Annotated in this window: 16 protein-coding genes; 11 read left to right on the top strand and 5 right to left on the bottom strand. The window is 52.1% G+C overall.

Going from position 1 to position 22,684, the window contains the following annotated elements; genetic code table 11:
* Nucleotides 1-258: 258 nt before the first annotated feature.
* From C8N40_RS18085 to C8N40_RS18050, 7 genes are all read left to right on the top strand, one after another.
* The gene (locus tag C8N40_RS18085; protein ID WP_108213205.1) at nucleotides 259-1,632 is read left to right on the top strand and encodes a sigma-54-dependent transcriptional regulator; all 1,374 of its coding nucleotides are present in this window, start codon (nucleotides 259-261) and stop codon (nucleotides 1,630-1,632) included.
* On the top strand, nucleotides 1,622-2,977 hold the full coding sequence (locus tag C8N40_RS18080) for a sensor histidine kinase (protein WP_108213204.1): 1,356 nt from the start codon (nucleotides 1,622-1,624) through the stop codon (nucleotides 2,975-2,977). The genes C8N40_RS18085 and C8N40_RS18080 overlap by 11 nt, the downstream gene beginning before the upstream one ends.
* A gap of 192 nt (nucleotides 2,978-3,169) precedes the next feature.
* The gene (locus C8N40_RS18075) at nucleotides 3,170-4,795 is read left to right on the top strand and encodes a catalase (protein ID WP_108213203.1); all 1,626 of its coding nucleotides are present in this window, start codon (nucleotides 3,170-3,172) and stop codon (nucleotides 4,793-4,795) included.
* A 294-nt stretch (nucleotides 4,796-5,089) separates the two neighbouring features.
* Entirely contained in the window at nucleotides 5,090-6,106 is a 1,017-nt protein-coding gene (locus tag C8N40_RS18070; RefSeq protein WP_108213202.1) for a DUF3667 domain-containing protein, read from the top strand.
* A 181-nt stretch (nucleotides 6,107-6,287) separates the two neighbouring features.
* Nucleotides 6,288-8,126 carry a DNA polymerase III subunit gamma/tau gene (locus tag C8N40_RS18065; protein WP_108213201.1) on the top strand — a complete coding sequence of 613 codons (1,839 nt, stop codon included), beginning with the start codon at nucleotides 6,288-6,290 and terminating at the stop codon, nucleotides 8,124-8,126.
* 956 nt (nucleotides 8,127-9,082) lie between these two features.
* The gene (locus tag C8N40_RS18055) at nucleotides 9,083-12,043 is read left to right on the top strand and encodes a M16 family metallopeptidase (protein WP_245905182.1); all 2,961 of its coding nucleotides are present in this window, start codon (nucleotides 9,083-9,085) and stop codon (nucleotides 12,041-12,043) included.
* A gap of 365 nt (nucleotides 12,044-12,408) precedes the next feature.
* Nucleotides 12,409-12,606, top strand: a complete 198-nt coding sequence (locus C8N40_RS18050) for a hypothetical protein (RefSeq protein WP_146173594.1) — start codon at nucleotides 12,409-12,411, stop codon at nucleotides 12,604-12,606.
* 40 nt (nucleotides 12,607-12,646) lie between these two features.
* Here the strand turns inward: C8N40_RS18050 and C8N40_RS18045 are convergent, their stop codons facing one another.
* Nucleotides 12,647-13,558 (bottom strand): NmrA family NAD(P)-binding protein, encoded by a 912-nt coding sequence (locus C8N40_RS18045; RefSeq protein WP_108213198.1) that lies wholly within the window; start codon nucleotides 13,556-13,558, stop codon nucleotides 12,647-12,649.
* A 345-nt stretch (nucleotides 13,559-13,903) separates the two neighbouring features.
* Here C8N40_RS18045 and C8N40_RS18040 point away from each other — a divergent pair, with 345 nt between their 5' ends.
* Complete coding sequence (locus C8N40_RS18040; protein ID WP_211318139.1) at nucleotides 13,904-14,746, top strand: CHRD domain-containing protein; 843 nt, start codon at nucleotides 13,904-13,906, stop codon at nucleotides 14,744-14,746.
* 413 nt (nucleotides 14,747-15,159) lie between these two features.
* Here the strand turns inward: C8N40_RS18040 and C8N40_RS23175 are convergent, their stop codons facing one another.
* Nucleotides 15,160-15,513 (bottom strand): transposase, encoded by a 354-nt coding sequence (locus C8N40_RS23175; protein WP_245905181.1) that lies wholly within the window; start codon nucleotides 15,511-15,513, stop codon nucleotides 15,160-15,162.
* 256 nt (nucleotides 15,514-15,769) lie between these two features.
* On the opposite strand from C8N40_RS23175, the gene C8N40_RS18030 reads away from it, so the two are divergent.
* On the top strand, nucleotides 15,770-16,165 hold the full coding sequence (locus C8N40_RS18030) for a hypothetical protein (RefSeq protein ID WP_108213197.1): 396 nt from the start codon (nucleotides 15,770-15,772) through the stop codon (nucleotides 16,163-16,165).
* Nucleotides 16,166-16,294: 129 nt separating this feature from the next.
* Here C8N40_RS18030 and C8N40_RS18025 read toward each other — a convergent pair whose 3' ends face one another.
* Complete coding sequence (locus tag C8N40_RS18025) at nucleotides 16,295-18,523, bottom strand: NADP-dependent isocitrate dehydrogenase (protein WP_108213196.1); 2,229 nt, start codon at nucleotides 18,521-18,523, stop codon at nucleotides 16,295-16,297.
* A 482-nt stretch (nucleotides 18,524-19,005) separates the two neighbouring features.
* Here C8N40_RS18025 and C8N40_RS18020 point away from each other — a divergent pair, with 482 nt between their 5' ends.
* Nucleotides 19,006-20,268, top strand: a complete 1,263-nt coding sequence (locus C8N40_RS18020) for a GDSL-type esterase/lipase family protein (protein WP_108213195.1) — start codon at nucleotides 19,006-19,008, stop codon at nucleotides 20,266-20,268.
* Here the strand turns inward: C8N40_RS18020 and C8N40_RS18015 are convergent, their stop codons facing one another.
* Nucleotides 20,269-20,895: a phosphoribosyltransferase gene (locus C8N40_RS18015; RefSeq protein WP_108213194.1), complete on the bottom strand. Its 627-nt coding sequence runs from the start codon at nucleotides 20,893-20,895 to the stop codon at nucleotides 20,269-20,271. It abuts the gene before it with no gap.
* Between the two features lie 182 nt (nucleotides 20,896-21,077).
* Nucleotides 21,078-21,761 (bottom strand): dienelactone hydrolase family protein, encoded by a 684-nt coding sequence (locus C8N40_RS18010; RefSeq protein ID WP_108213193.1) that lies wholly within the window; start codon nucleotides 21,759-21,761, stop codon nucleotides 21,078-21,080.
* 129 nt (nucleotides 21,762-21,890) lie between these two features.
* Here C8N40_RS18010 and C8N40_RS18005 point away from each other — a divergent pair, with 129 nt between their 5' ends.
* Nucleotides 21,891-22,535, top strand: a complete 645-nt coding sequence (locus C8N40_RS18005) for a hypothetical protein (protein ID WP_245905180.1) — start codon at nucleotides 21,891-21,893, stop codon at nucleotides 22,533-22,535.
* The last annotated feature ends 149 nt before the right edge of the window (nucleotides 22,536-22,684 follow it).

Below are 22,684 nucleotides of genomic sequence, written 5' to 3'. Positions count from 1 at the left end.
CAGGGTAATTTCTACGAGGTACAGCAAAGTCCTAAGAAATTAGAATGCCAAAGTATAAAAACCTTAATAATCAACCATTTACACAACACAAAGTATAACCAAGTGTACGCTTTCGATACACCTTTGCGGGGTACACCTGTGCGCTTCCGCTACAAGTATAACCATAGCGTAACTTGCCAGAAAAGTCCCATCTCCGCCTCCTTTATTATTATTTGAATAGAATACTTATATTCGATCCTTCAATAAGCGAGAATACCTATGGCCACAGGAAAAACCGGTAGCGTTTTAGTAGTTGACGACGAAAGCGACGTGCTTTTTGCGCTGAAGATGCTGCTGAAGACAGAAGTAAAGGAAGTAGTGACCGAAAAGAACCCGGACAACCTGCTCAGCCTGCTCTCGAAGCAAAAGTTCGACGTCATTTTCCTGGACATGAACTTCAAGAGCGCCCTGAACACGGGCAACGAAGGCATCTTCTGGCTGCGGCAGATTCTGGAGAAGGACAAGGACGCCACGGTTATACTCATCACGGCCTACGGCGATGTGGAGCTGGCGGTAAAGTCGCTGAAGCAGGGTGCCTACGATTTTATTGTAAAGCCCTGGCACAACGACAAGCTGCTGGAAACGCTGCACAACGCCCTGCAGGCCAAAAGCGGCAAGAAATCAGGCAAGCCTGCCGCACCGGGCGCTGTTACCCATACTTCTATACTTGGCCAATCGGAGGCGCTGCACGACATACTTCATAAAATAGAGAAAATTGCCCCCACCGAGGCCAATGTGCTTATACTTGGCGAGAACGGCACAGGCAAGGAGCTGGTGGCACGGGCGCTGCACGAGAAATCGTTCCGGGCCAACAAACCCTTCGTGAGCGTGGACATGGGCTCCCTGACCGACAGCCTGTTTGAGAGTGAGCTGTTTGGCTACAAGAAAGGTGCCTTTACCGATGCCCGCGAAGACCGCCCCGGCCGTTTCGAGGCGGCCAACGGCGGCACCTTGTTTTTAGATGAGATTGGTAACATTTCGCCGTCCATGCAGGCCAAGCTGCTCACGGTGCTGCAGAACCGGCAGGTAACGCCGCTGGGTTCCAACACGCCTGTTCCGGTGGATATCCGCCTGATCTCGGCCACCAACGAGCCTATTTACGAGCTGGCCGCCAAAAACCTGTTCCGCAAAGACTTAATCTACCGCATCAACACCGTGGAGATAACGCTGCCCCCGCTGCGCCAGCGCCACGGCGATGTGGAGCTGCTGGCCAGGCACTTTGCTGAAATCTACGCCCGCAAAAACCACAAGCAGGTGCCGGAGTTTGCGCCTGCCACCCTGCAAAAGCTTAACCAGCACAGCTGGCCCGGCAACGTGCGCGAGCTGCAGCATGCCGTGGAGCGTGCCATTATACTAGCCGAAGGACCGGTGCTGCAACCGCAGGACTTCAATTTCTCGCCTATGGAGGCAGCGCCTGCCGCACCGGCCATGCCTATTTTTGCCGCCGATACGAGCATGCCGCTGAGCGAGATAGAGCGCGAAACGATCCGCCGCGTGATTGAGAAGAACAAAGGCAACATTTCCAAAGCCGCCAAGGAGCTCGGCCTTACCCGCACCGCCCTTTACCGCCGCCTGAACAAGTATGATATCTAAGCGTCTGGAGCTCGGGCTGTTGGTCCGGTTTATACTTTTGCTGGGCATGATGTTCGTCACGCTCCAGTACCTGACGCAGTATACCTGGCTGCAGGTAACATCAGGCGTACTTATCATGCTGGCACAAGTATGGGAGATGGCGCGCTACGTAACCCGCAGCAACAACGAGCTGGCCAGGTTCCTGGAGGCCGTGAAGCAGCGCGATTTTACCCAGCGCTTTAACGAGCACAGCAACACTTCCCTGCAGGAGCTGCACAAGGCCTTTAACCTCATCAACGACACTTTCCGACAACTGCACATCGAGCGCGAGGCGCAGTTCCAGTACATGCAAACCATCCTGCAGTTGGTAGATACTGGAATTATCGCAGTAGATGCCGAAACCGGCGAAGTGGAGTGGGTGAACGATGCCTTTAAAAAGATGCTGGGCCTGCCATACCTTAAAAGTATAAATGGCCTGGAGAACCGCTACCCTGCCCTGCACGAGTCGTTGCAAAGTATAAAGTCCGGCGAAAGCATACTGGTCAAGCTGAAGCTACCTGCCGGACAGGCACAGCTGCTGGTGTCGGCCACGGCCTTTACCATGCAGCACCGCGACCTGCTGCTTATCGTGCTCAAAAACGTGAGCGCCACCGTAGATGCCACCGAAACCGAGGCCTGGCAAAAACTGCTGCGCGTGATGACGCACGAGATCATGAACTCGGTGGCCCCTATCGCCTCGCTGGCCGACACGCTGAGCAAGCACTTGCATCTGGAGCGTGCGCGTTATACTTCCGAGCCGGATGCCCCTGTGGATTTAGAGCTGCTGGAAGACACCGAGGAAGGCATCAGCATCATCAAAAAGCGCAGCGAGGGCTTATTGCGCTTCACGCAGTTCTACCGCAACCTCAACAAGCAGCAGCACCTCAACCTGACGACCATATACGTGCAGGAGCTTTTTAAAAGTATAGACGCCCTCATGCGCCCGCGCCTGAAGGAAGACGGCATCAGCTATACGTGCAAAGTAACGCCGACTGACTTGACCGTTACCGGCGACGTGAGCCTGCTGGAGCAGGTGCTCATCAACCTGGTAACCAACGCCCAGCGGGCCGTGCAGGGGCGCCCGTCTCCTGAAATTATTCTTGTGGCCAAACAACAGGACGGCAAAGTAACCATCGAAGTGTACGACAACGGTACCGGCATCCCCGAGGAACTGCTGGAGAATATCTTCATCCCCTTCTTCACCTCGCACAAAGAAGGCTCGGGCATTGGCCTGAGCCTGTCCAAACACATCATGCACCTGCACAAAGGAAGTATAAACGTGGAGAGCGAAGAGGGCGTGGGCAGTACCTTTACACTGGTATTCTGATCCTGCTGATGCCATGCTCTCTCCGGCTTCCGGCAAACTAGCCATACTTCTAAAAGTCCTAAATCAATTTAACTATACTTATGCGGTTATAGATTTTTCAAAGCGTGATATAGATATTATTTATAAACATAAAGGGTACACATAGAGTATATCGGTATAGTTAACGTATTCATCATCAACCGGTATCGCGCTATGAACGAAAAGAAAAAGTACCGCACCGCCAGCAAAGGCAACGGCCAGCAAGGCAAAGGTCGCACTCTCACCACCCGGCAGGGCCACCCTGTAACTGATAACCAAAACATCCGGACCGTAGGTAGCCGCGGCCCAGCCACGATGGAGAACTACCACTTCATCGAGAAAATGTCGCACTTTGACCGGGAGCGTGTGCCGGAGCGTGTGGTGCATGCCCGTGGTGCCGGTGCCCACGGTGTTTTCGTGTCGTATGGCATGGTAGGCAACGACCCGGTAGAGAAATTCACCCGCGCCAAGGTGTTTAAAAAGGGCGCGGAGACACCAACGTTCGTGCGTTTCTCTACCGTAGGACATCCGTCGGGCTCCCCCGAAACATTGCGCGACCCGCGCGGCTTTGCCGTGAAGTTCTACACCGAAGATGGCAACTGGGACTTGGTGGGCAACAACCTGAAGATTTTCTTCATCCGCGATGCCATGAAATTTCCGGACCTGATCCACTCGCAGAAGCCTGACCCGGTAACTAATATACAGAGCGCCGAGCGCATTTTCGACTTCTTTGCGGGCACGCCGGAGGCAACCCATATGGTTACCTTTCTGTACTCGCCGTGGGGTATCCCGGCCAATTACCGCCAGATGCAGGGCTCCGGGGTAAACACGTACAAGTGGGTGAACGCCGAGGGCGAGGCTGTACTGGTAAAATACCATTGGGAGCCGCTGCAGGGCATCCGTAACCTGACGCAGAAAGAGGCGCAGGAAATACAGGGCAAGAACTTCAACCACGCCACCCAGGACCTGTATGAGGCCATCGAGCGCGGCGAGTTTCCGGAGTGGGAACTGAACGTGCAGATCATGAGCGACGATGATCACCCGGAACTGGATTTCGACCCGTTGGACGACACCAAACTATGGCCAAAAGAGCAGTTTCCGTGGTACCCAATCGGCAAAATGACGCTGAACCGCAACCCTGTGGACTACTTTAACGAGGTGGAGTTGGCCGCTTTCGGAACAGGTGTGCTGGTGGATGGCCTGGACTTCTCGGATGACAAGATGTTGCAGGGCCGTACTTTCTCCTACTCTGATACGCAGCGCTACCGCATTGGAGCAAATTACCTGCAGTTGCCTATAAACGCTCCTAAAACGCATGTTGCTACCAACCAGCGCGGCGGCCAAATGGCTTTCGACACTGATTTTGCCGAGGGCCAGAACATCCACGTAAACTACGAGCCATCCATACTTGGCGGCCTGGAAGAGGCACCTATGGCAGGCAAAGAGTATAACCCGCGCTACGAGGCAAACCTGGTGCGCCAGCCAATTGAGCGGGCTAATCCGTTTAAGCAGGCCGGCGAGACCTTCCGCAACTTCGAGGCTTGGGAGCGCGAAGAACTGATTAATAACCTGGGCAACGACCTGGCCAAGTGCGACCCGCGCATCCAGGAGAAAATGCTGAACCACTTTACGCAGGCCGATGAATCCTATGGCAGACTTGTTCGGGAGCGCATCGAGCAGGTAACTAAGGAGATGAAGCAGAAGATGGCTGAAGGTACTGATGGCCCGATGGGCAACGTAACCGGCGAGCAGGGTGTGCAGGAGGCGCAGAAAAAGTCTCACTCCGCCAAACCGTACTAAGCTTTCCGTAGCACGATTTTATACTTTCATTCATAAGCAAAGGCAGTCGCTAACAGCGGCTGCCTTTGTTGTTATACTCCCCTGCTGTTGCGGAATGGCCAATAGCTTCACCAAATCTTGTATCCTGCACCCCGGCAAGTCTCTTTCCTGCCAGCCTCTGAGACAGCTTTATAGTAATTCATAAATATTTAGGCACAACATCACAGGAAAATGCTACAAATGCTTACTTTAGCCCCTTAAATTGGCACTGCGATCTGCTACTTGGCCAGTTTAGGAACCCATACTCTAAACACTATGAAAAAACATTACCGGACCGAAGATAACTGTCTGAACTGCGGGGCCACTGTGGCAGGCAAATTCTGCTCGGAGTGCGGGCAGGAGAACCTGGAACTGCGTGAGAATTTTCTGCACTTGGCCATGCACAGCGTGGGGCACTATTTTCACTTCGAGTCGAAGTTCTTCAGCAGCATGGTCCCGCTTTTCACGAAGCCCGGATTTCTGACCAAAGAGTACTTTGCCGGCAGGCGCGCCTCCTACCTCAGCCCTATCAGCATGTACATCTTCATCAGCATCGTGTTCTTTTTCCTGTCCACGGCCAATACCAATATCAACAGAAACAACCTTGTGGAGGATGTTACGCCTGAGGAGAAGGCCGAAGCCCAGGAAATAATTGGCAGTTTGAAGGGACCATTGAGCGGAAAGGCGCTTGAGAAAGCAGGAAATCATGCTTCGCTCGCCGCCCTGGGGCAACCAACAGGCGTGGCAGACACGACCCTGCAGGCAACAGCCATTGGCGAGGCTATTGCTGCGGCTGAAAAGAAAGGTAAAGACGAGCTGCGCATAGATATAGGAGACGATAACGCTTTTGTACAATCCCTGACTGCTAAGCTGAAAAAGGTAATGAGCGACGATTTGAGCCTTGCCCTCTTCAAAAACAAGCTCGTCGGTCACTTCCCGAAGGTTATGTTCCTGCTGCTGCCGCTGTTTGCCCTTATCCTGAAGCTGGTAAACTGGCGCTCATCCAAATACTATGTGGAACACCTTATTTACTCTGATCATGTGCACTCGTTCCTGTTCCTGTTTGGCTCTATCCTGATTTTGCTGGGCTGGCTCCTGCCCTCCCTGTCGGACTACTTTATATTTCTGGGCATTTTGGGTGCTATGTGGTACATCTACAGGTCGATGCGCAACACCTACAAGGGGTCGCGATGGATGACGGTGTCGAAGGTGGTCGTGCTGTTCTTTGCCTACAGCACCCTTTTAACTATCTGCGCACTTTTGGTCGTGGGCGCCACCCTGTACACGATGTAAGCCAAGCGAGGCCAGCCATGTACTCCAAGCTCCAGAAACCAGTGCCCAGGCCAGCGGAAAAGTATAACTTTCTAACCTTCTAACTCCTAAACTCTCTAACTCGTTAACTCCTAAACTTTCTAACTCTCTAACTCCCAAACTTTCTCCCATCTGAGCTTCGGATTGATTATCTTTGTATGCAATGGAGAACTTTGTAGTATCAGCGCGTAAATATCGCCCGGCCACGTTCGATAGCGTCGTGGGGCAGCACCATATCACCAACACCCTTAAAAACGCCATCAGCAGCAAGCACCTGGCGCAGGCTTTCCTTTTCTGCGGTCCGCGTGGGGTGGGTAAAACTACCTGTGCCCGTATTTTGGCCAAGACCATCAACTGCCAGAACATTACGCCGGAGGTAGAGGCCTGCAACGAGTGCGAATCCTGCCGCAGCTTTAACTCCAACAGCTCCTTTAACATACACGAGCTCGATGCCGCCTCCAACAACTCGGTGGAGGATATCCGGAACCTGGTGGAGCAGGTGCGTTACGCCCCACAGACCGGAAAGTATAAAATCTACATCATAGACGAGGTGCACATGCTCTCAAACCAGGCCTTCAATGCCTTTCTGAAGACCCTGGAGGAGCCGCCTTCGTACGCCATTTTTATATTGGCTACCACTGAGCGCCACAAGATCATCCCAACTATACTTTCGCGTTGCCAGATCTTCGACTTCAACCGCATCCGGATTGAGGACATGGTGCGCCACCTGGGCAACATCGCCCAAAAGGAAAGTATACAGGCCGAGCCCGATGCCCTGCACCTGATTTCCCAGAAAGCGGACGGTGCCTTGCGCGATGCTCTCTCGATCTTCGACCAGATGGTGACCTTCTCGGGCCACAACGTAACCTACAAGGCCACGGTTGAGAACCTGCACATACTCGATTACGACTATTATTTTCGACTCACGGACCACCTGCTGGCGCAGAACCTGCCCGGCTCGCTGCTGCTGTTCGACGAGATCCTGAAGAACGGTTTTGATGCCCATAACTTCCTGATTGGCATTGCGGAGCATTTCCGAAGCCTGTTGGTGTGCAAAGATCCGCAAACCATACAGCTGCTGGAGGTATCGGATAACATTAAAGCCAAGTATGCCGATCAGTCGCAGAAGGCTTCCGTTTCGTTCCTGCTCTCGGGCCTGAACCTGGTAAGCACCTGCGACACCAACTATAAGAGCAGCAAAAACCAGCGCCTGCACGTGGAGCTGTGCCTAATGAAGCTGGCCCACCTGAACGCAGCCCTGAACTTTGCCCAGGAGGGTTCAGAACCAAAAAAAGCTAAGGTAGCGGCTCCGGCACCAGCCTCTACCAGTGCAACCGGTGCCACCTCCCCTGCCGCTACACCTTCGGCGCAATTGCAGCAGCCCGTGTCCGCCAGCAGCGTGCCGTCGGAGCGTTTGCAGCAAGCGCCGCAGCCACAGCAGGTAACACCAGAGGCCCAGCTTGCTCCGCCTAAGGCCGCTGCGCCTGCTCCGGAGAAGCCTCGCCCAAATCCACAGCTGCCGCCGCAGAAGAAGCTGGGGAAACTGCCGAGCCTGAAGGACCTGCAAAACCCGCAAGCTGCCGTGGCTAGTGTGGCTGTAGCAGAGGAAGAGGACGAGGGGAACTACGGAGCCCTTGTGCCGGTGGATGAGGCAAGGCTGAAGACTGTGTGGCACAGCATTCTCCGCCGCAAGAAGGCCGAGAACATGATGGATTACACGCTCCTCAACCGGCAGTACCACATCAGCCCCGACAACGAAATCGTCCTTCAGCTGGAAAACCATGTGCTCATGGACCAGTTCACGGCGCTGCGCCCCGACATCCTGCGCGAGTTGAAGCAACAGCTGGGCAACCGGAGTATAAAACTGCGGGCGGAAGTGGTGGAAGTACAGGACGAGGGCCGCAAACTTTATACTTCGGCAGACAAGTTTAACTACCTGTCTGAAAAGTATCCGGTGCTCATCGACCTGAAACAGCGCTTCGGCCTGGACGCAGATTTTTAGGCTTGCCCTACCCCACCCCGACCCTCCCCTTTTGTCGAGGGCCCCTACCCCCAAAACAGGGGAGGGCGTTTTATGCAATCCCGGGCCCAACCACCCCTACCCCTCCTTAACCAAGGAGGGGAGCCTGTAGTTACTGGTGCTGAAGTATAAGTTTCATTGCTGCTGCTGCTGTGGAGCGGACAGGTCGCGACCTGTCCCTACCAATTATAAACTCTGCATACGATTACATCCCCCTACCCCCTTCAAAGGGGGACTTTGGCTGAGGCTCCGTCTGCAGCGGCTATCGATTCTGTTCCCAGCCTTTGGGTTGAGCGCCTCGAGAGGTTCCGGTGCCAAGCGTGAGCGAGGCATTGCGACGTCAGGAGCAAAGGAAGCGAAAGCAGCGCGATGCCCGAAGGCGAGGCCTCCCGGCCTCGGAGGGCTGAAAGCAGGAGATGAAACAGTAGCCTATGTAAAGCTGGAGGATGAACGGCAGCTAGTAAAGAGAACTTGGTTCAAATGGAAGGAAGCGGTGGCTATGAAAGTATAAGCCTGTAAGTATAAAAGTATGACTTGCGCGGACTTGGAAGTCCGCAGCAGAGAAGGTTCCGGACATCCTTGTCCGGAACAGCGGAAATACTGTAAGTATAAAAAGGCACAAGCGGACGCTTGCGCCAGATAAGTATAAAGTATAGCAAAGTATAAGGTATGGCTTTTCAAGCCAGTTGGGTTACAAATCCAACATCATAAAAAGACACGATCTGCAAGCTCGCGCCAGCGATAGGAATGAAATCAAATACAGCAGAGGTATAAAGTATAACTTGCGCGAATATAGATCTGCAGCAGCTTGCGCGCTCCAACAAGCACGATCGAAACAGCAGGAATAGCAGCAAGTATAAAGTATAATAGAAGCAAAAAAAGCACATGTTATTTAAACAAAATCCTACTATCTTTATAAAAACTACATCATCAAAACTATGGCAATAAAAAGAGGTTCCTCTTTGCTGTTGCTTGCGCTGGGCCTTACGTTCACGCAATGCAAAAACGAAGCATACCAAACCCAATCCACCACCGATACGGCTGTAACAGCGGCTGCAACCCCTGCCGAGAAGGAGTATAAGTACGAGACTGTCCCCAACGACCCGCTCAACGCCCGCATTTATACTTTAGACAATGGCCTGAAAGTATACTTGTCAGACTACGAGGAGGCGCCGCGCATCCAGACCTTTATTGCGGTACGCGCCGGTTCTAAGAACGATCCGGCTGATGCCACCGGCCTGGCCCACTACCTGGAGCACATGGTGTTTAAGGGCACTACCGAGCTGGGCACACAGAACTGGGAGAAAGAGAAAGTAGAGCTGGATAAGATCGAGGCGCTGTACGAAAAGTATAGAGCCACCAAAGACGAGGCCGCGCGCAAGAAAATCTACCACCAAATCGACTCTATCTCCGGTGTGGCCGCCACCTATGCCGTTGCCAACGAGTATGACAAGATCCTGGGCGCCATCGGGGCCAAAGGAACCAACGCCTATACTTGGGTAGACCAGACGGTGTATACCAACGACATCCCCAGCAACCAGTTGGAGCGCTGGATCGAGCTGGAGGCCGACCGTTTTGCCGACATGGTACCGCGTATTTTCCATACTGAACTGGAGGCGGTGTACGAAGAGAAAAACCGCACCCTGGACAGCGACGGCCGCAAAGTAGCCGAGGTCATCAACACAGCGCTTTTCCCGACGCACCAGTATGGCACGCAGACCACTATTGGTACCATCGAGCACCTGAAAAACCCTTCTATCACCGAGATCAAGAAGTACTACACCAGGTACTACATCCCCAACAACATGGCCATCGCCATGAGCGGCGACTTGGACTTTGACCAGACCATCCGCCTGATAGATAAGTATTGGGGAGGGATGGAGAAGAAGCCTGAGCCCGCTTTTACCGTGGCGCAGGAGCAGCCCATCCAGAAGCCGATTGTGAAGGAGGTACTGGGCCCGGATGCCGAGAACGTATCCATTGCCTTCCGTACGCCGGGCATCAACGAAAGAGATGCCTTGGTGATCCAGATGATCAGCAATTTGCTCTACAACGGCCAGGCCGGCTTGATTGACCTGAACCTGAACCAGCAGCAGAAGGTGCTACAGGCGTACGCCTACGACACGCCCATGAAAGATTACGGCACGTTCCGGATGACAGGCATGCCGCGCCAGGGACAGACGCTGGACCAGGTACGCGACCTGTTGCTGCAGCAGCTGGAGCTGATTAAGAAAGGGGCCTTTGACGAGTCGCTGATACAGGCGGTGGTGAACAACGACAAAATCAACACCATGAAGGCTTACGAGGACAACAGCAACCGCGCCGATGCTTTCGTAACCTCCTTTATCTATGAGATGCCTTGGCAGAAGTTCGTAAACCGTCCTACGGAGTTTGCCAGCATCACCAAGCAGGACGTAATGGATGTAGCCAACAAATACTTTGGCAACAACTATGTGCTGGTGTACAAGAAAACCGGTAAGGACCCGAACGCGCAGAAAGTAGAGAAGCCGGCCATCACGCCGGTAGCCGTTAACCGCGATGCGCAGTCGGAGTACTACAAGACCTTTATGGCCAAAGAGGTGCAGCCGCTGGAGCCGGTTTTTGTAGATTACAAAAAAGACATCGCCGAAACGAAACTGAAGCAGAGCATACCGCTGCTTTACACCAAAAACAAGGAAAACGGCCTGTTCCAGCTCTACTACATCCTGGACATGGGCACCAACAACGACCCAAAACTGGGTATGGCCGTGAACTACCTCAAGTACCTGGGCACCGACAAGTATACGGCCGAGCAACTGCAGAAGGAGTTCTATCAGTTGGGCACCTCGTTCGACGTGTTCTCCAGCGGAGACCAGGTATACGTGAGCCTGACAGGCCTGGATGAGAATTTTGAGAAAGGCCTGAACCTGTTCGAGAGCGTACTAGCCAACGCCAAGCCAGACCAGCAGGCGCTCAACGACATGGTGGCCGGTGTGCTGAAAGCCCGCGACGATGCCAAGAAAAACAAAGGCATCATTCTGCAGCAGGCCATGATGAACTACGCCAAGTATGGCCCTAAGAACCCGTTCAACACCGTGCTGAGCGAAAAGCAGCTAAAGGCCCTGAAGCCGCAGGAACTGGTAAACATCATCAAGAGCATCCCGACCTACGAGCACCGCGTGCTATACTATGGTCCACGTGAAACAGAAAACCTGGTGGCCACCCTGAACACCGGCCACAACGTGCCGGCCACGCTCAAGCCAGTGCCTGCCGAAGTAGTTTACCCCGAGCTGGACATCAAAGAGCCCACCGTGTACTGGGCAGACTATAACATGGTGCAGGCCGAGATGATGTTCGTAAGCAAGTCAGTACCTTACAGCAAGGACATCATACCGGTAGTTCGCCTTTACAACGAGTACATGGGCGGCATCGTGTTCCAGGACCTGCGCGAGTCGAAGGCCCTCGCCTACTCTACTTACTCCTACTATGGCACGGCGTCCAAGAAAGAGCGCGCCAACTACCTGGTGTCCTACATCGGGGCGCAGGCCGATAAGCTGTCGGAGGCAATGGCGGGTATGCAGGCACTGTTAACGGATATGCCGCTGGCCGATGCCAACTTCCAGAACGCACAGGCGGCACTTCGCAACAGCATTTCTACGGAGCGCATCACCAAATCCGGCATCCTGTTCGATTATGAGCGCGCCAAGAAACTGGGCCTGAACTACGACATCCGCCAGGACGTGTACCAAAGCGCTAACACCATGACCTTCGACCAGCTGAAGGAGTTCCAGCAGAAGTATGTAAAAGCTCAGCCACAGGTTATACTTGTGATCGGCTCTAAAGACCGCCTCAACTTTAAGGAGCTCGAGAAGTATGGCAAAGTGAAGCAGCTGGACCTGAAGACGCTGTTTGGTTACTAGTTTAAAGTTGGTATTCTGATATTAGACAAGTATAAAGAAGCGGCAGCCAAAGTATGGCTGCCGCTTCTTGTTTAGTACCGCTTCAGTGGGAGTACTTACCTATGACTATTTCTGGCTGCTCACTACTTTGGCCTGTGGCACGACTTCATAGCTGCTGGCTACCTTGCAGATTTATACTTCGGATGGGCAGCATAGACAAGATTTCCAGAGAAAACACCTGCTGGTCTGGTTTATCGCTTTGCTGGTCTAATAGTGGCAACGCATGCGGCTGGACTTGCTATATTCGTATAGGCACCAGGCATTTAGCCACATGCAGGCCTATGTGTACCAGAAATAACCAAATGCTTCGAAATATGGAAAATAAGATGAACTACACTAAAGCGATAGTACTTCTCGTGTCAGGCATTACGGCTCTTGCAGCCTCGCTAGGGCTGGGTGCAGAAAATGAGGCCTATGGTTTTTTAATCGGGTATGGCTATGCGGCCCTGGGCGGCGGCGTTTTGGGGATGATGTATACTTTCCTGAAGCGGCAAAAGCCTCCTAAGAGGGATGTAGCAAGTTAAATGCTGCATAATCTATACTTCAAAAGTATAGTGTCCTTCCCTACCGCCTCGCCAGCACCTCGGCTACGCTCGTCCATCTAACCTCAGGGTAGCGGTCATTATCCAGCGGTTCTAATTTCGGTAACCCGCTGAACATATCGCGCATGTACTGCATGCCTTGCCAGGCCGGAAAGACTTCCTGGTTATCAGGCGTAAGTGCTTTTGTGATTTTTATGAGCGTATCCAGCAAGCCCAATCCACCGACCCTGAATAAGTTAAACTCCTCGCCGGTAGCCTTACTCGCAGCCTCTTTCAACCCACGCACATTAAGCACGTCCCCGGCAATGCGCAGGTAACGGGGCGTAGAGGAATCAAGGGCCGCGGCGGCAGTATATTCAGCGGTATTCTGAATGGTGGTAAAGTCCATCAGCTGATTGGCATCGCCATAGTACATCACCCGCTTTATTGGGAAAAGGACGATGGGCGCCTGCCCGGTAAGCAGGTCCGTAAACATGCCGTTTAAGATAGACGTGGCAGCTATCGGAGCTTTGTCTAACCGCTCTTTAAAATTTTTCCGGAAGTCCAGGTTGCGGTTGTGGCCGTAAGGCAGCTTCGTGAAATCAACCGCAAAGTCGGAAGGGATAAAGCGGGGCACGCCGGCAGCCACTGCTGCGTTTAACAGCAAGGTCTGAATGCCCACTATCACATAATGCAAGCCCGACAAGGCCGAGACCACACAAGTAGCCCCCTCGCAGGCTCTGGCCAGTGTAGCAGCCTTGTGGAAATCCACTTCAACAATAACAGCCCCTGCCTTTCGCAAAGCCTCCACTTTAGCCCTGTCGCTGTTGCTGCGGACCAGCACCCTCACAAGGGCCCCCTTTGCCAGAAGCGCCCTAGCAATGCGCCCTCCTAAATCCCCTGTGGCTCCTGCCAGCACGATAGTGGAGGCATGCGGTTCAAATTTATTGTCCATAGTCATAGCTGCTCGTTTACCTTCGGTTGTAGCAGGTTTTGCGGCAAAGGTTACAACAGGTTTACGATTGGCTAGACTTTTCATAACCGCTCTTTCAGATTGCAAATCCGAAAGGACGGGAACGAGCTTTTTGGGCGCTCCTTCATCAGTTTATTCAGATATAAGGAGAAGAAAATAGCTTCAAAGAGCGCTCCTTATTGGCATTTCTGCTTAAAGCGTTTCCCATACCGCTGGCTCTGTTTTTAGCCTCTCTGACAAAAAACAGAGAACATAATGATAATCAAGAAGTTAAATCAGAATAATGCCAATAGTAAATTATTTATTACCATTTTAATTCTTAAGCCTATGTTACACAGCCTATCCAAAATCAATGTCTTTGCACTTGTGTTAGTGCTCAGCACGATTGTCTTTACCGGCTGTAAGGACGATGACGACTCCCCGATACCTTTCCCTGACACGAAGGTGTATGATCTGGAATCCGTAGCGGATCCGAACATAGAGGGTACCGCTACCTTTGTGAGAGTAGACGCAAGAACAACATCCGTCACTATTGTATTGACGGGAACACCTACAGGAGGCGAACATCCTGCTCATATTCATGCCAACACCGCGGCAGAGGGCGGCCCCATCGTTATTTCGCTCAACTCGGTTGACGGCACAACAGGCACCAGCACCACCATTATACAAAGAGACGACAGTGGTACTCCTGTTACCTTCGAGGACCTGATGGAGTACGATGGTCACCTGAACGTGCACCTGAGCGAGGACCAACTGGATGTAATTGTAGCGCAAGGAGATATCGGGCAGAACGAGCTGACAGGCAAAGCCAAACGCTACGAACTAAATGAGGCAGCTGTACCCGGTATAAGCGGTACCGTTTTGTTTGAAGAAAGAAGAAATGGCGAAGCCTTAGCCACCATCTCGTTGGATGGTACTCCTGAGGGAGGTGTGCACCCGGCCCATATACACGAAAACTCTGCAGAGGAAGGTGGCGGCATTGTGTATACTTTTAACCCGGTGAACGGTACCACGGGCATGAGCATATCTAACGTGGCAGAACTTGACGATGGCACCCCGTTTGGCTACAAGGATGTGCTGAAGTATGACGGCCATGTGAATGTGCACCTGAGCCCAGAACAATTACAGGTCATCGTAGCTCAGGGAGATATAGGTGTTAATGCGGATTAGGGAATATTTTAAGTATAAAAGGAGAGCGGCAGCCAAAGTATGGCTGCCGCTCTCCTTTTATGCTCTCTGTTCCTCATGCCGCAAGTTTAGCGCCAGCGTAACTTGTGGCTGTACATGAAGCCAGTTTGTAACTGGCGAAAGTATAAGTATTAATATCTCTACGGACCGGCAGCCATGCCAAACCACCGGTTACCACTGCGCTCAAACTGGAGATAAAATTATTCTAAAAGTATGATTTCAACCATTCCTTTTCCTCCAGCATAGTCTGTAGCGCTGCTGTAAGGATAATCTTGCGGCTCCCACGCAAAGCCCGCTTCCACGGGGTTGTTGTGAATGTAGTTCAGCTTCTGCTCTATTAGAAAATTCGAGTTAAGTTCAATAGGCTGGTTGTGCTGCTGCCAGAACTGGAAATCCTAGTTATTGCTATTCCGCTTACCTTCCCGCTCGAACATCCAGAGCATCCACTCCTTGCGGCTTTCCTGCGGATTATCAACTATGGCTTTTACTATGGTCTTGGAAGCATGCTTTTTCAGGTCGCGGATGATGTGGGATTGGTTTGCAGTTTGTGAGCTGACAACAAGATGCACGTGGTTGGACATGATGCACCAGGCGTGTACTTCCAGCCCTTTGTTCTTAATACAATAATTCAGGCTGTCAACTACAATGTCTTTATAAGCAGGTCTTGTAAAGACATCTATCCAATGTATCGTTGCGAAAGAAATGAAATGCAGCTGGCTCTGGTCACTGATCTTATAGTTTCGGCTCATGGCATACTATACGAACATACCGCCAGTTTGAGCGCAGCGGTAACTGGTGGTTGGTATGGAGCCAGTTTGTAACTGGCAAAAGTATAGTTTGCGGAAAACGCCAGTTACAAACTGGCATCATGTGCAGCCACAAGTTGCGCTGGCGCTAAACTTGCGGCATGAAAAGAGATATAAATCTTACAGCTTACTAACTTAGCAGGTGTTAGCAAGTAAAAAAATATGTTTTAAATATCCTTAGTTATATATTTATGCTACTATGTATAGATTTGTTTATGATTCAGACGATGGTCTAGGACTATCTATCATTCTTGTTAGCATCTTTGCTCTTTTAGCAGTGGTTCTATACCTTATAAAATTCACGTTAATTAAGACAGGTTTGAAAACGCATGAAGAAATGCGTAACTTCATATCAGATGGTATAGATGAATTAGGCGCTGGATTAACTTTCTTTATTGGTTACTTCCTAGCATCAGTTTTTGTGATGATGGTAGCAACCATATTGCTGAAGTTTATTGGTATACCATCAAAAATTAAAGGTTTCTACACTCACGTTTGGATACTTATAGCTCTATGCTTAGGCTATTGGTCTTATTTTGTAATCAAACAAGTATTTAGCTTTTGTCGCTTCGTAATCAACAGAAATAATAAATAATATATGTTTATCTCCACTTAAGCAAGGAGAATGTCTTCAATGAAATAACTTTCCACATCGATTTGATATGAAAAGGAAAAGGCTGCCCGATCACTCAGGCAGCCTTTCTCTTTTTATACTTTATACTTCTTAGAAGTTAGCTAAAGCAGCGTTCAGCGTTTCGCTTGGGCGCATGGCTTTGCTGGTCTTCTCTTCGTTCGGGTGGTAGTACCCGCCGATGTCAACCGGCTTGCCTTGGGCGGCGATCTGCTCGTCTACGATCTTCTGCTCGTTGTCGGTCAGTTCTTTGGCCAGCTTCGAGAAGCGGTCCTTCAACTCCTGGTTCTTCGACTGCTCAGCCAGCGCCTGTGCCCAGTACATGGCCAGGTAGAAGTGGCTGCCACGGTTGTCGATGCCACCTACTTTGCGGGCTGGCGACTTATCGTTCTCCAGGAACTTGGCGTTGGCCTGGTTCAGGGCCTCAGCCAGTACTTCGGCTTTTTCGTTCTTGGTCTTGTACGCCAGGTCCTCCAGCGATACAGCCAGGGCCAGGAACTCACCCAGCGAATCCCAACGCAGGTAGTTCTCTTCTACGAATTGTTCCACGTGTTTCGGTGCAGATCCACCGGCACCTGTTTCGAACAGGCCACCGCCATCGAGCAACGGCACAATCGAAAGCATCTTGGCGCTGGTGCCCAGCTCCAGAATCGGGAACAGGTCCGTCAGGTAGTCACGCAGCACGTTACCGGTTACCGAGATAGTATCTTTACCCGCTTTGGCACGCTCGCAAGTATAGCGCATGGCTTCTACCGGCGACATGATCTTAATCTCAAGGCCGTTGGTGTCGTGGTCCTGCAGGTACTTCTCAACTTTCTTGATCAGGTTAGCGTCGTGGGCGCGCTGCGGATCAAGCCAGAAAACGGCCGGTGTGTTGGTAATTCTAGCTCTGGTTACAGCCAGTTTCACCCAGTCCTGAATCGGCAGGTCTTTCGTCTGGCAGGCTCTGAAGATATCGCCCTCCTCTACTTTCTGCTCCATCAGCGTGTTACCGTCTGCATCCACCATGCGCACGGTACCAGCAGCAGCTATTTCAAACGTCTTGTCATGCGAGCCATACTCCTCCGCCTTCTGCGCCATCAGGCCGATGTTCGGAACAGTACCCATTGTGGTCGGGTCGAATGCGCCGTTCTCTGTGTTGAACTGAATCACTTCCTGGTAAATACCGGCATAAGAACGGTCCGGAATGATAGCTTTCGTATCATGTAGTTTGCCGTCCGGTCCCCACATCTGTCCAGACGAACGTATCGCCGCCGGCATAGACGCGTCGATGATCACGTCGCTTGGCACGTGCAGGTTGGTGATGCCTTTATCAGAGTTTACCATTGCCAGTTCCGGGCGCTGCGCCATCTCCGCTTTCAGGTCTGCTTCAATCTCGGCACGTTTCTCTTCCGGCAGGCTCTGGATTTTCGCGTATACATCGCCCAGGCCGTTGTTGGCATCCACACCAATCTCTTTAAAGGTAGCGGCATGCTTGGCAAAAGTATCTTTGAAGAACACGGTTACCGCGTGGCCGAACATAATAGGGTCAGACACCTTCATCATGGTTGCCTTCAGGTGCAGGGATAAAAGTATACCTTGCTCCTTAGCCTGCGCGATTTCCTTTTCCAGGAACGAACGCAGTGCCTTCCGGCTCATCACCGATGAATCCATCACTTCACCGGCTTTCAGGGCAACCTTGTCTTTCAGCACTTTGGTCTCACCGTTCGCGCCTACAAACTCGATGCGCACATCCGTTGCTTTGTCTACTACCACAGACTGCTCGCTGCCGTAGAAGTCGCCGCCCGTCATATGGGCCACGTGCGTTTTAGAGTCAGCAGACCACTTGCCCATGGAGTGCGGGTGCTTCTTAGCATACTGCTTCACCGCATCTGCCACACGGCGGTCAGAGTTACCCTCGCGCAGCACAGGGTTTACGGCGCTACCCAGAATCTTGGCGTAACGCGCCTTAATGTCTTTCTCCTCTTCTGTTTTAGGCTCTGCCGGATAGTTCGGAATGTTGTAGCCCTGTGCCTGCAGCTCCTTGATAGCCGCTGTCAGCTGCGGAATAGAGGCACTGATGTTTGGCAGCTTGATAATGTTTGCCTCCGGCGTTTTCGCCAGTTCGCCCAGGTACGCCAGGTCATCCGACTGCTGCTGCTCCTCGGAAAGGTTTTCCGGGAAAGCGGAGATGATACGGCCCGCCAGGGAAATATCTCTTGTTTCTATCGCAATGTCGGCAGCTTTTGTAAAGGCCTGTACAATTGGCAGGAACGAACGTGTCGCCAACGCAGGAGCCTCATCGGTAATCGTGTAGATTATTTTAGATGCTTTTGTCGTCATGTTAAAATATTAGATTAAAATACTGCTGTTTATGGGCAGATAAATACATATAGTTCTAAAAGCAAATATAAGAGTCTTTTTGAAATAGGCTAATGCAGGAAGGCTTTCCTTCGGCATAAAACTCATACCTCTGCAAAGTATAGAAGGCCTGACCCATGCTACTGCAACCAGGCACCAGCAATAAAGTTATACTTTTTTCAGCTCCGGCGACCTCCTCAGTTGCTCGGCAAGCGCAGGCAGTCGTTTCGTTCCCTTATAAAACAGCTACATTCCCTTACCCTAAGCTCACTTTTACCCATTCTTACAGCCGCTCGCGTAACTGTTACCCCCTCACCTACCGTCCCTGTTAGCTCGTTTACTACTTACCTACTATTTAGCTTATGAGTACAATTTACACTTCACTTAGCTTACACGTCTTACGCTTTCTGCTTATTTCCTGCTTCGCTATTTTAGTTTTCCCGGCCTCCGGACAGCTTAAGATCATGCCTTTGGGCAACTCCATCACGCAGGGCGATGGCAAGCACCCCAGCTACCGCTATGAGCTCTGGAAAATGCTGATTGATGCAGAGGTGGATTTTGAGTTTGTCGGCTCACATGATGTAAATAAGGACGACGTAAGTCCTGCTGTAAAGGGCTCTGATTATAAAGGAAAGATTTACACGAACAAAAACGAAGGCCACTGGGGCTGGCGTGTGGACGAGATACTTAACGGGAAAGAAGGAGAACGAAACAAACAGCGGCTAAGCCAATGGCTCAACAGGTATACGCCGGATGTTGTACTGATGCACCTGGGCACAAACGATATGTTCCAGAACCAGAGTGTGGAAGAAACGCTAGGCGAACTCCGTGAGGTGGTACGGCAGATTCGGGCTGATAATCCGGACGTAGTCATCTTCATGGCGCAGCTCATTCCGGCAGATGAAGGCGTGGGCAACGTACAGGTAAATCAGAACATCAGCAAGCTGAACGCACGCATCCCTGCCCTTGCAGAGGAACTCACCACGCTTCAGTCTCCGGTAATTGTGGTAGACCAACATACCGACTTTGATGCCACCTGGAACCCAAACTCAGTCGAAGGCCAGGGCGACACGCACGATGGCCTGCACCCTAACTTTATTGGCGAGCGGAAAATGGCCCAACGCTGGTTCGACGCCCTCATGAACGAGGTGATCGTTCCGCTCCCCGTGGAACTTTCCAGTTTCAGCGCCCGCCCAGGTATAAACGGGCAGGTGCAACTGGAGTGGCAAACCGCATCAGAAACAGACAATGCTTATTTTGATGTACAGCGCTCGAAAGATGGGGTAGAATTCCAGGAGATTGGCCGTGTGGCGGGAGCCGGCACCACCGTAGTGGCGCAGCACTATACGTTCACTGACTCTACAGCTTCTCCAGGTACCTTATACTATCGGTTAAAGCAGGTAGACACAGACGGCACCAGCAGCCTGTCGCAGGTGGTGCATGTGCAGGTGAAAGAGCAACCGCAGAGGCTGAAAGTATACCCCACCAGCAGCAAGGGCCAGCACGTAACGCTGCACCTGCAGCACAGCCACCCCAGCCAAGTAGCCGACGTGCATGTGTATACTAAAGAGGGCAAACTGGTGCACAAACAGCAACTGGCGCAGGCTCCTAACGGCACCTTCAGCACAAAAATAATCACAGACCAGCTACACGGCGCAGGCATTTACCTGGTGCGGGTGCTGGCCGGCGACAAAGTATACTTCTCGAAGTTTGTGGTGGAGCGGTAGTTATACTTTGTCCTGCTCCTCCAAAAGCTGTATCACTTCCTCGTCGGAGGTTTGGGAGAACTCTACGTAAAACTGGCCTACCGCCTGGAAGAACGGGGGCGTGAGCAGGCAAACAAAATCATCCACCATCTTAGAGAAGCGCGTGGCGGCCTCGGGAGGGGCAACGGGCACCGCCACCACAATCTTGCGCGGATGCTCCTTTCGCACCAACTCCACGGTGGCTTCCAGCGTGCGGCCGGTGGCAATGCCATCATCCACGATGATCACCACACGGTCCTGAAGCGGAATGTGCTGCCGCTTGCCCATAAACAACTTATACTTCTGCTTCAGGCTTTCCCGGATGCGCTCGACCTCCCGCTTAATATACTCTTCCGGCACGTCAGGGCGCGGGCTGTAACTGACGCTGTCCATACTTACGGCACCTATGGCGAATTCGGGGTTCAGGGGGTGGCCTATCTTCTTGGATACCGTCACCTCCAGGGGCATGCCCAGCTTTTTGGCTATCGGGGCAGCTACCGGCACGCCACCGCGCGGAATGGCCAGCACCACCCCCTGCTCCCCAGTATACTTCTGTAGCCGCTCTGCCAGCAGCTGCGCCGCCTCCTCCCTGTTTCGGATCATATCCATGGTTTTAATTTTGAATGAGTGAATGTGTGAATTGTTTTTAGTTGTTGGTTATTCGTTACTCGTTATTCGCAGCTATAGCTAAGGACATTAACTGTCTACAAAGGGGATACCTAATGATACAATACCTGCAATTGCACATGGTCACTCTTACTCATTCACTCAATCACTCATTCACAACTATCCTAGGGCTGGTCCTGGCGCAAGGGCTGCTGCTTTTCGGGTTTCACATACTTCCGGAACCAGTCGGTGGCCAGTTGGGCAGCCATTTCCAGGGCGCCCGGCTCCTCGAAAAGGTGCGTAGCGTCGGGCACGATTTCCAAATCCTTAATACACTGCATCTGGTCCTGCGCCTGCATGTTCAGCGCCAGCACTTCCTCATCCTTGCCTCCCACAATCAGCAGCGTTGGCACGCGCAGGTCAGGTAACACGGCATCGGCCAGGTCGGGACGACCACCACGGCTCACCACGGCTTTTACAATCTCGGGTCCCTCAGCGGCAGCGGCTCCAATGGCGGAGGCGGCTCCCGTGCTGGCCCCAAAGTAAGCCAGGTTAAAATCGCTGGTGCGTGGGTCCTGCTGCACCCAGTAAGTCGTGTCGATGAGGCGGCGCGTGAGTTTGGGGATGTCGAAGCGGTTGCTGTACTCCCGGTCTTCCTCCTCCGTCAGCAAGTCGAAGAGCAGTGTGGCAAAGCCCGACCGCTGCAAGTGATCTGCCACAAAACGGTTGCGGCTGCTGAGGCGGCTGCTGCCGCTACCATGCGAGAAGATAATCAGCCCGGAGGCTCCTTCCGGAATCGCCAGATCGCCAACTAAATGGGCATCCTTCAGCTCAATCCGGACACTGTCGTTGAAAGTATAGTTCATCATAGCTTGTTATCTTACACCAGTATAAGTATCTGGTTATCTGCCTACTTTGATTACGAACCGCCCTATCCAAAGTTCAGAAAGTATACACCTGCCGCCGCTGTGCGTATCAAAGCAAAAGCGATCAACCCTATGAAATACCCTGCTTACTTTATACTTGCACTACTAATGGTTCTAAGCGCCTGCAGTCCTGACAAAAAGCCCGACAATGCGCAGCGAACGGACTCGCTGGAGACGGAACAGGAAGTGCCGCTGGCAGCCGATACTACTTTTGAGCAGGCGTTCAGCCAGTTCTTTTCGGCACTGCAAGCTGCTGATACAGCCGATCTAAATCAGTTTCTGCACCCAAAGTATGGCTTATGGGTGATTGAGCAGCCGGGCGCGATGCCTAAAATGACCTTTGTGACGGACATCGGCAGCTTTAAACGCGAGTATCAGGACCGCTCCTTCCTAACTATAAAAGACGAGGGAAAAACCTGCGATCTGCAGCAGGAATCCTGGCCTACCTTCGACTGTGCCGACATGGATTACGACGCGGACCAATCAGGTTATAGCAAGGATGGTTGCTTTGCAGCCGGCCCGGAGCGTTTCGTGAAAAGCGGCTACTGGAAGTATGCCGACCTGCCCCCGGCACAGTTAAAACAGATAGAAGCCACCTTGCCGCTGGTACAGCAATCGGTCCTGCACACCGCCACCTCCTTTGAGTTTCACTTCGGCTTTGCAGAGGGCCGCTGGTATCTGCTGTTCGCCAAGCTAATCTACCCCTGCAGTGCCTGAGGGAGTTGTAGAGTTTGGGAGTTAGAGAGTTAGAGAGTTTAAGAATTGAGGGTTCTCAGGGACGCCATACGTTGCGTCTAAGGAGTTAATGAGTTGGAGGGTGATTCTTCTATACTATGATTATATTCTACTGCTATCACCATTATGTA

Source organism: Pontibacter mucosus, assembly GCF_003054055.1.
Classification (GTDB): Bacteria; Bacteroidota; Bacteroidia; order Cytophagales; family Hymenobacteraceae; genus Pontibacter; species Pontibacter mucosus.
The sequence above is the reverse complement of the archived record's forward strand: the minus strand, read 5'-3'. Positions and strand labels throughout refer to the sequence as shown.

Bases quoted from the DNA above. Each gene is read 5' to 3' on its own strand.
- C8N40_RS18030 (WP_108213197.1), top strand. From the start codon at position 15,770: ATGTATAGATTTGTTTATGATTCAGACGATGGTCTAGGACTATCTATC.
- C8N40_RS18045 (WP_108213198.1), bottom strand. From the start codon at position 13,558: ATGGACAATAAATTTGAACCGCATGCCTCCACTATCGTGCTGGCAGGA.
- C8N40_RS18070 (WP_108213202.1), top strand. From the start codon at position 5,090: ATGAAAAAACATTACCGGACCGAAGATAACTGTCTGAACTGCGGGGCC.
- C8N40_RS18065 (WP_108213201.1), top strand. From the start codon at position 6,288: ATGGAGAACTTTGTAGTATCAGCGCGTAAATATCGCCCGGCCACGTTC.
- C8N40_RS18080 (WP_108213204.1), top strand. From the start codon at position 1,622: ATGATATCTAAGCGTCTGGAGCTCGGGCTGTTGGTCCGGTTTATACTT.
- C8N40_RS18050 (WP_146173594.1), top strand. From the start codon at position 12,409: ATGAACTACACTAAAGCGATAGTACTTCTCGTGTCAGGCATTACGGCT.
- C8N40_RS23175 (WP_245905181.1), bottom strand. From the start codon at position 15,513: ATGAGCCGAAACTATAAGATCAGTGACCAGAGCCAGCTGCATTTCATT.
- C8N40_RS18010 (WP_108213193.1), bottom strand. From the start codon at position 21,761: ATGATGAACTATACTTTCAACGACAGTGTCCGGATTGAGCTGAAGGAT.
- C8N40_RS18025 (WP_108213196.1), bottom strand. From the start codon at position 18,523: ATGACGACAAAAGCATCTAAAATAATCTACACGATTACCGATGAGGCT.
- C8N40_RS18005 (WP_245905180.1), top strand. From the start codon at position 21,891: ATGAAATACCCTGCTTACTTTATACTTGCACTACTAATGGTTCTAAGC.
- C8N40_RS18085 (WP_108213205.1), top strand. From the start codon at position 259: ATGGCCACAGGAAAAACCGGTAGCGTTTTAGTAGTTGACGACGAAAGC.
- C8N40_RS18015 (WP_108213194.1), bottom strand. From the start codon at position 20,895: ATGGATATGATCCGAAACAGGGAGGAGGCGGCGCAGCTGCTGGCAGAG.
- C8N40_RS18020 (WP_108213195.1), top strand. From the start codon at position 19,006: ATGCCTTTGGGCAACTCCATCACGCAGGGCGATGGCAAGCACCCCAGC.
- C8N40_RS18075 (WP_108213203.1), top strand. From the start codon at position 3,170: ATGAACGAAAAGAAAAAGTACCGCACCGCCAGCAAAGGCAACGGCCAG.
- C8N40_RS18040 (WP_211318139.1), top strand. From the start codon at position 13,904: ATGTTACACAGCCTATCCAAAATCAATGTCTTTGCACTTGTGTTAGTG.
- C8N40_RS18055 (WP_245905182.1), top strand. From the start codon at position 9,083: ATGGCAATAAAAAGAGGTTCCTCTTTGCTGTTGCTTGCGCTGGGCCTT.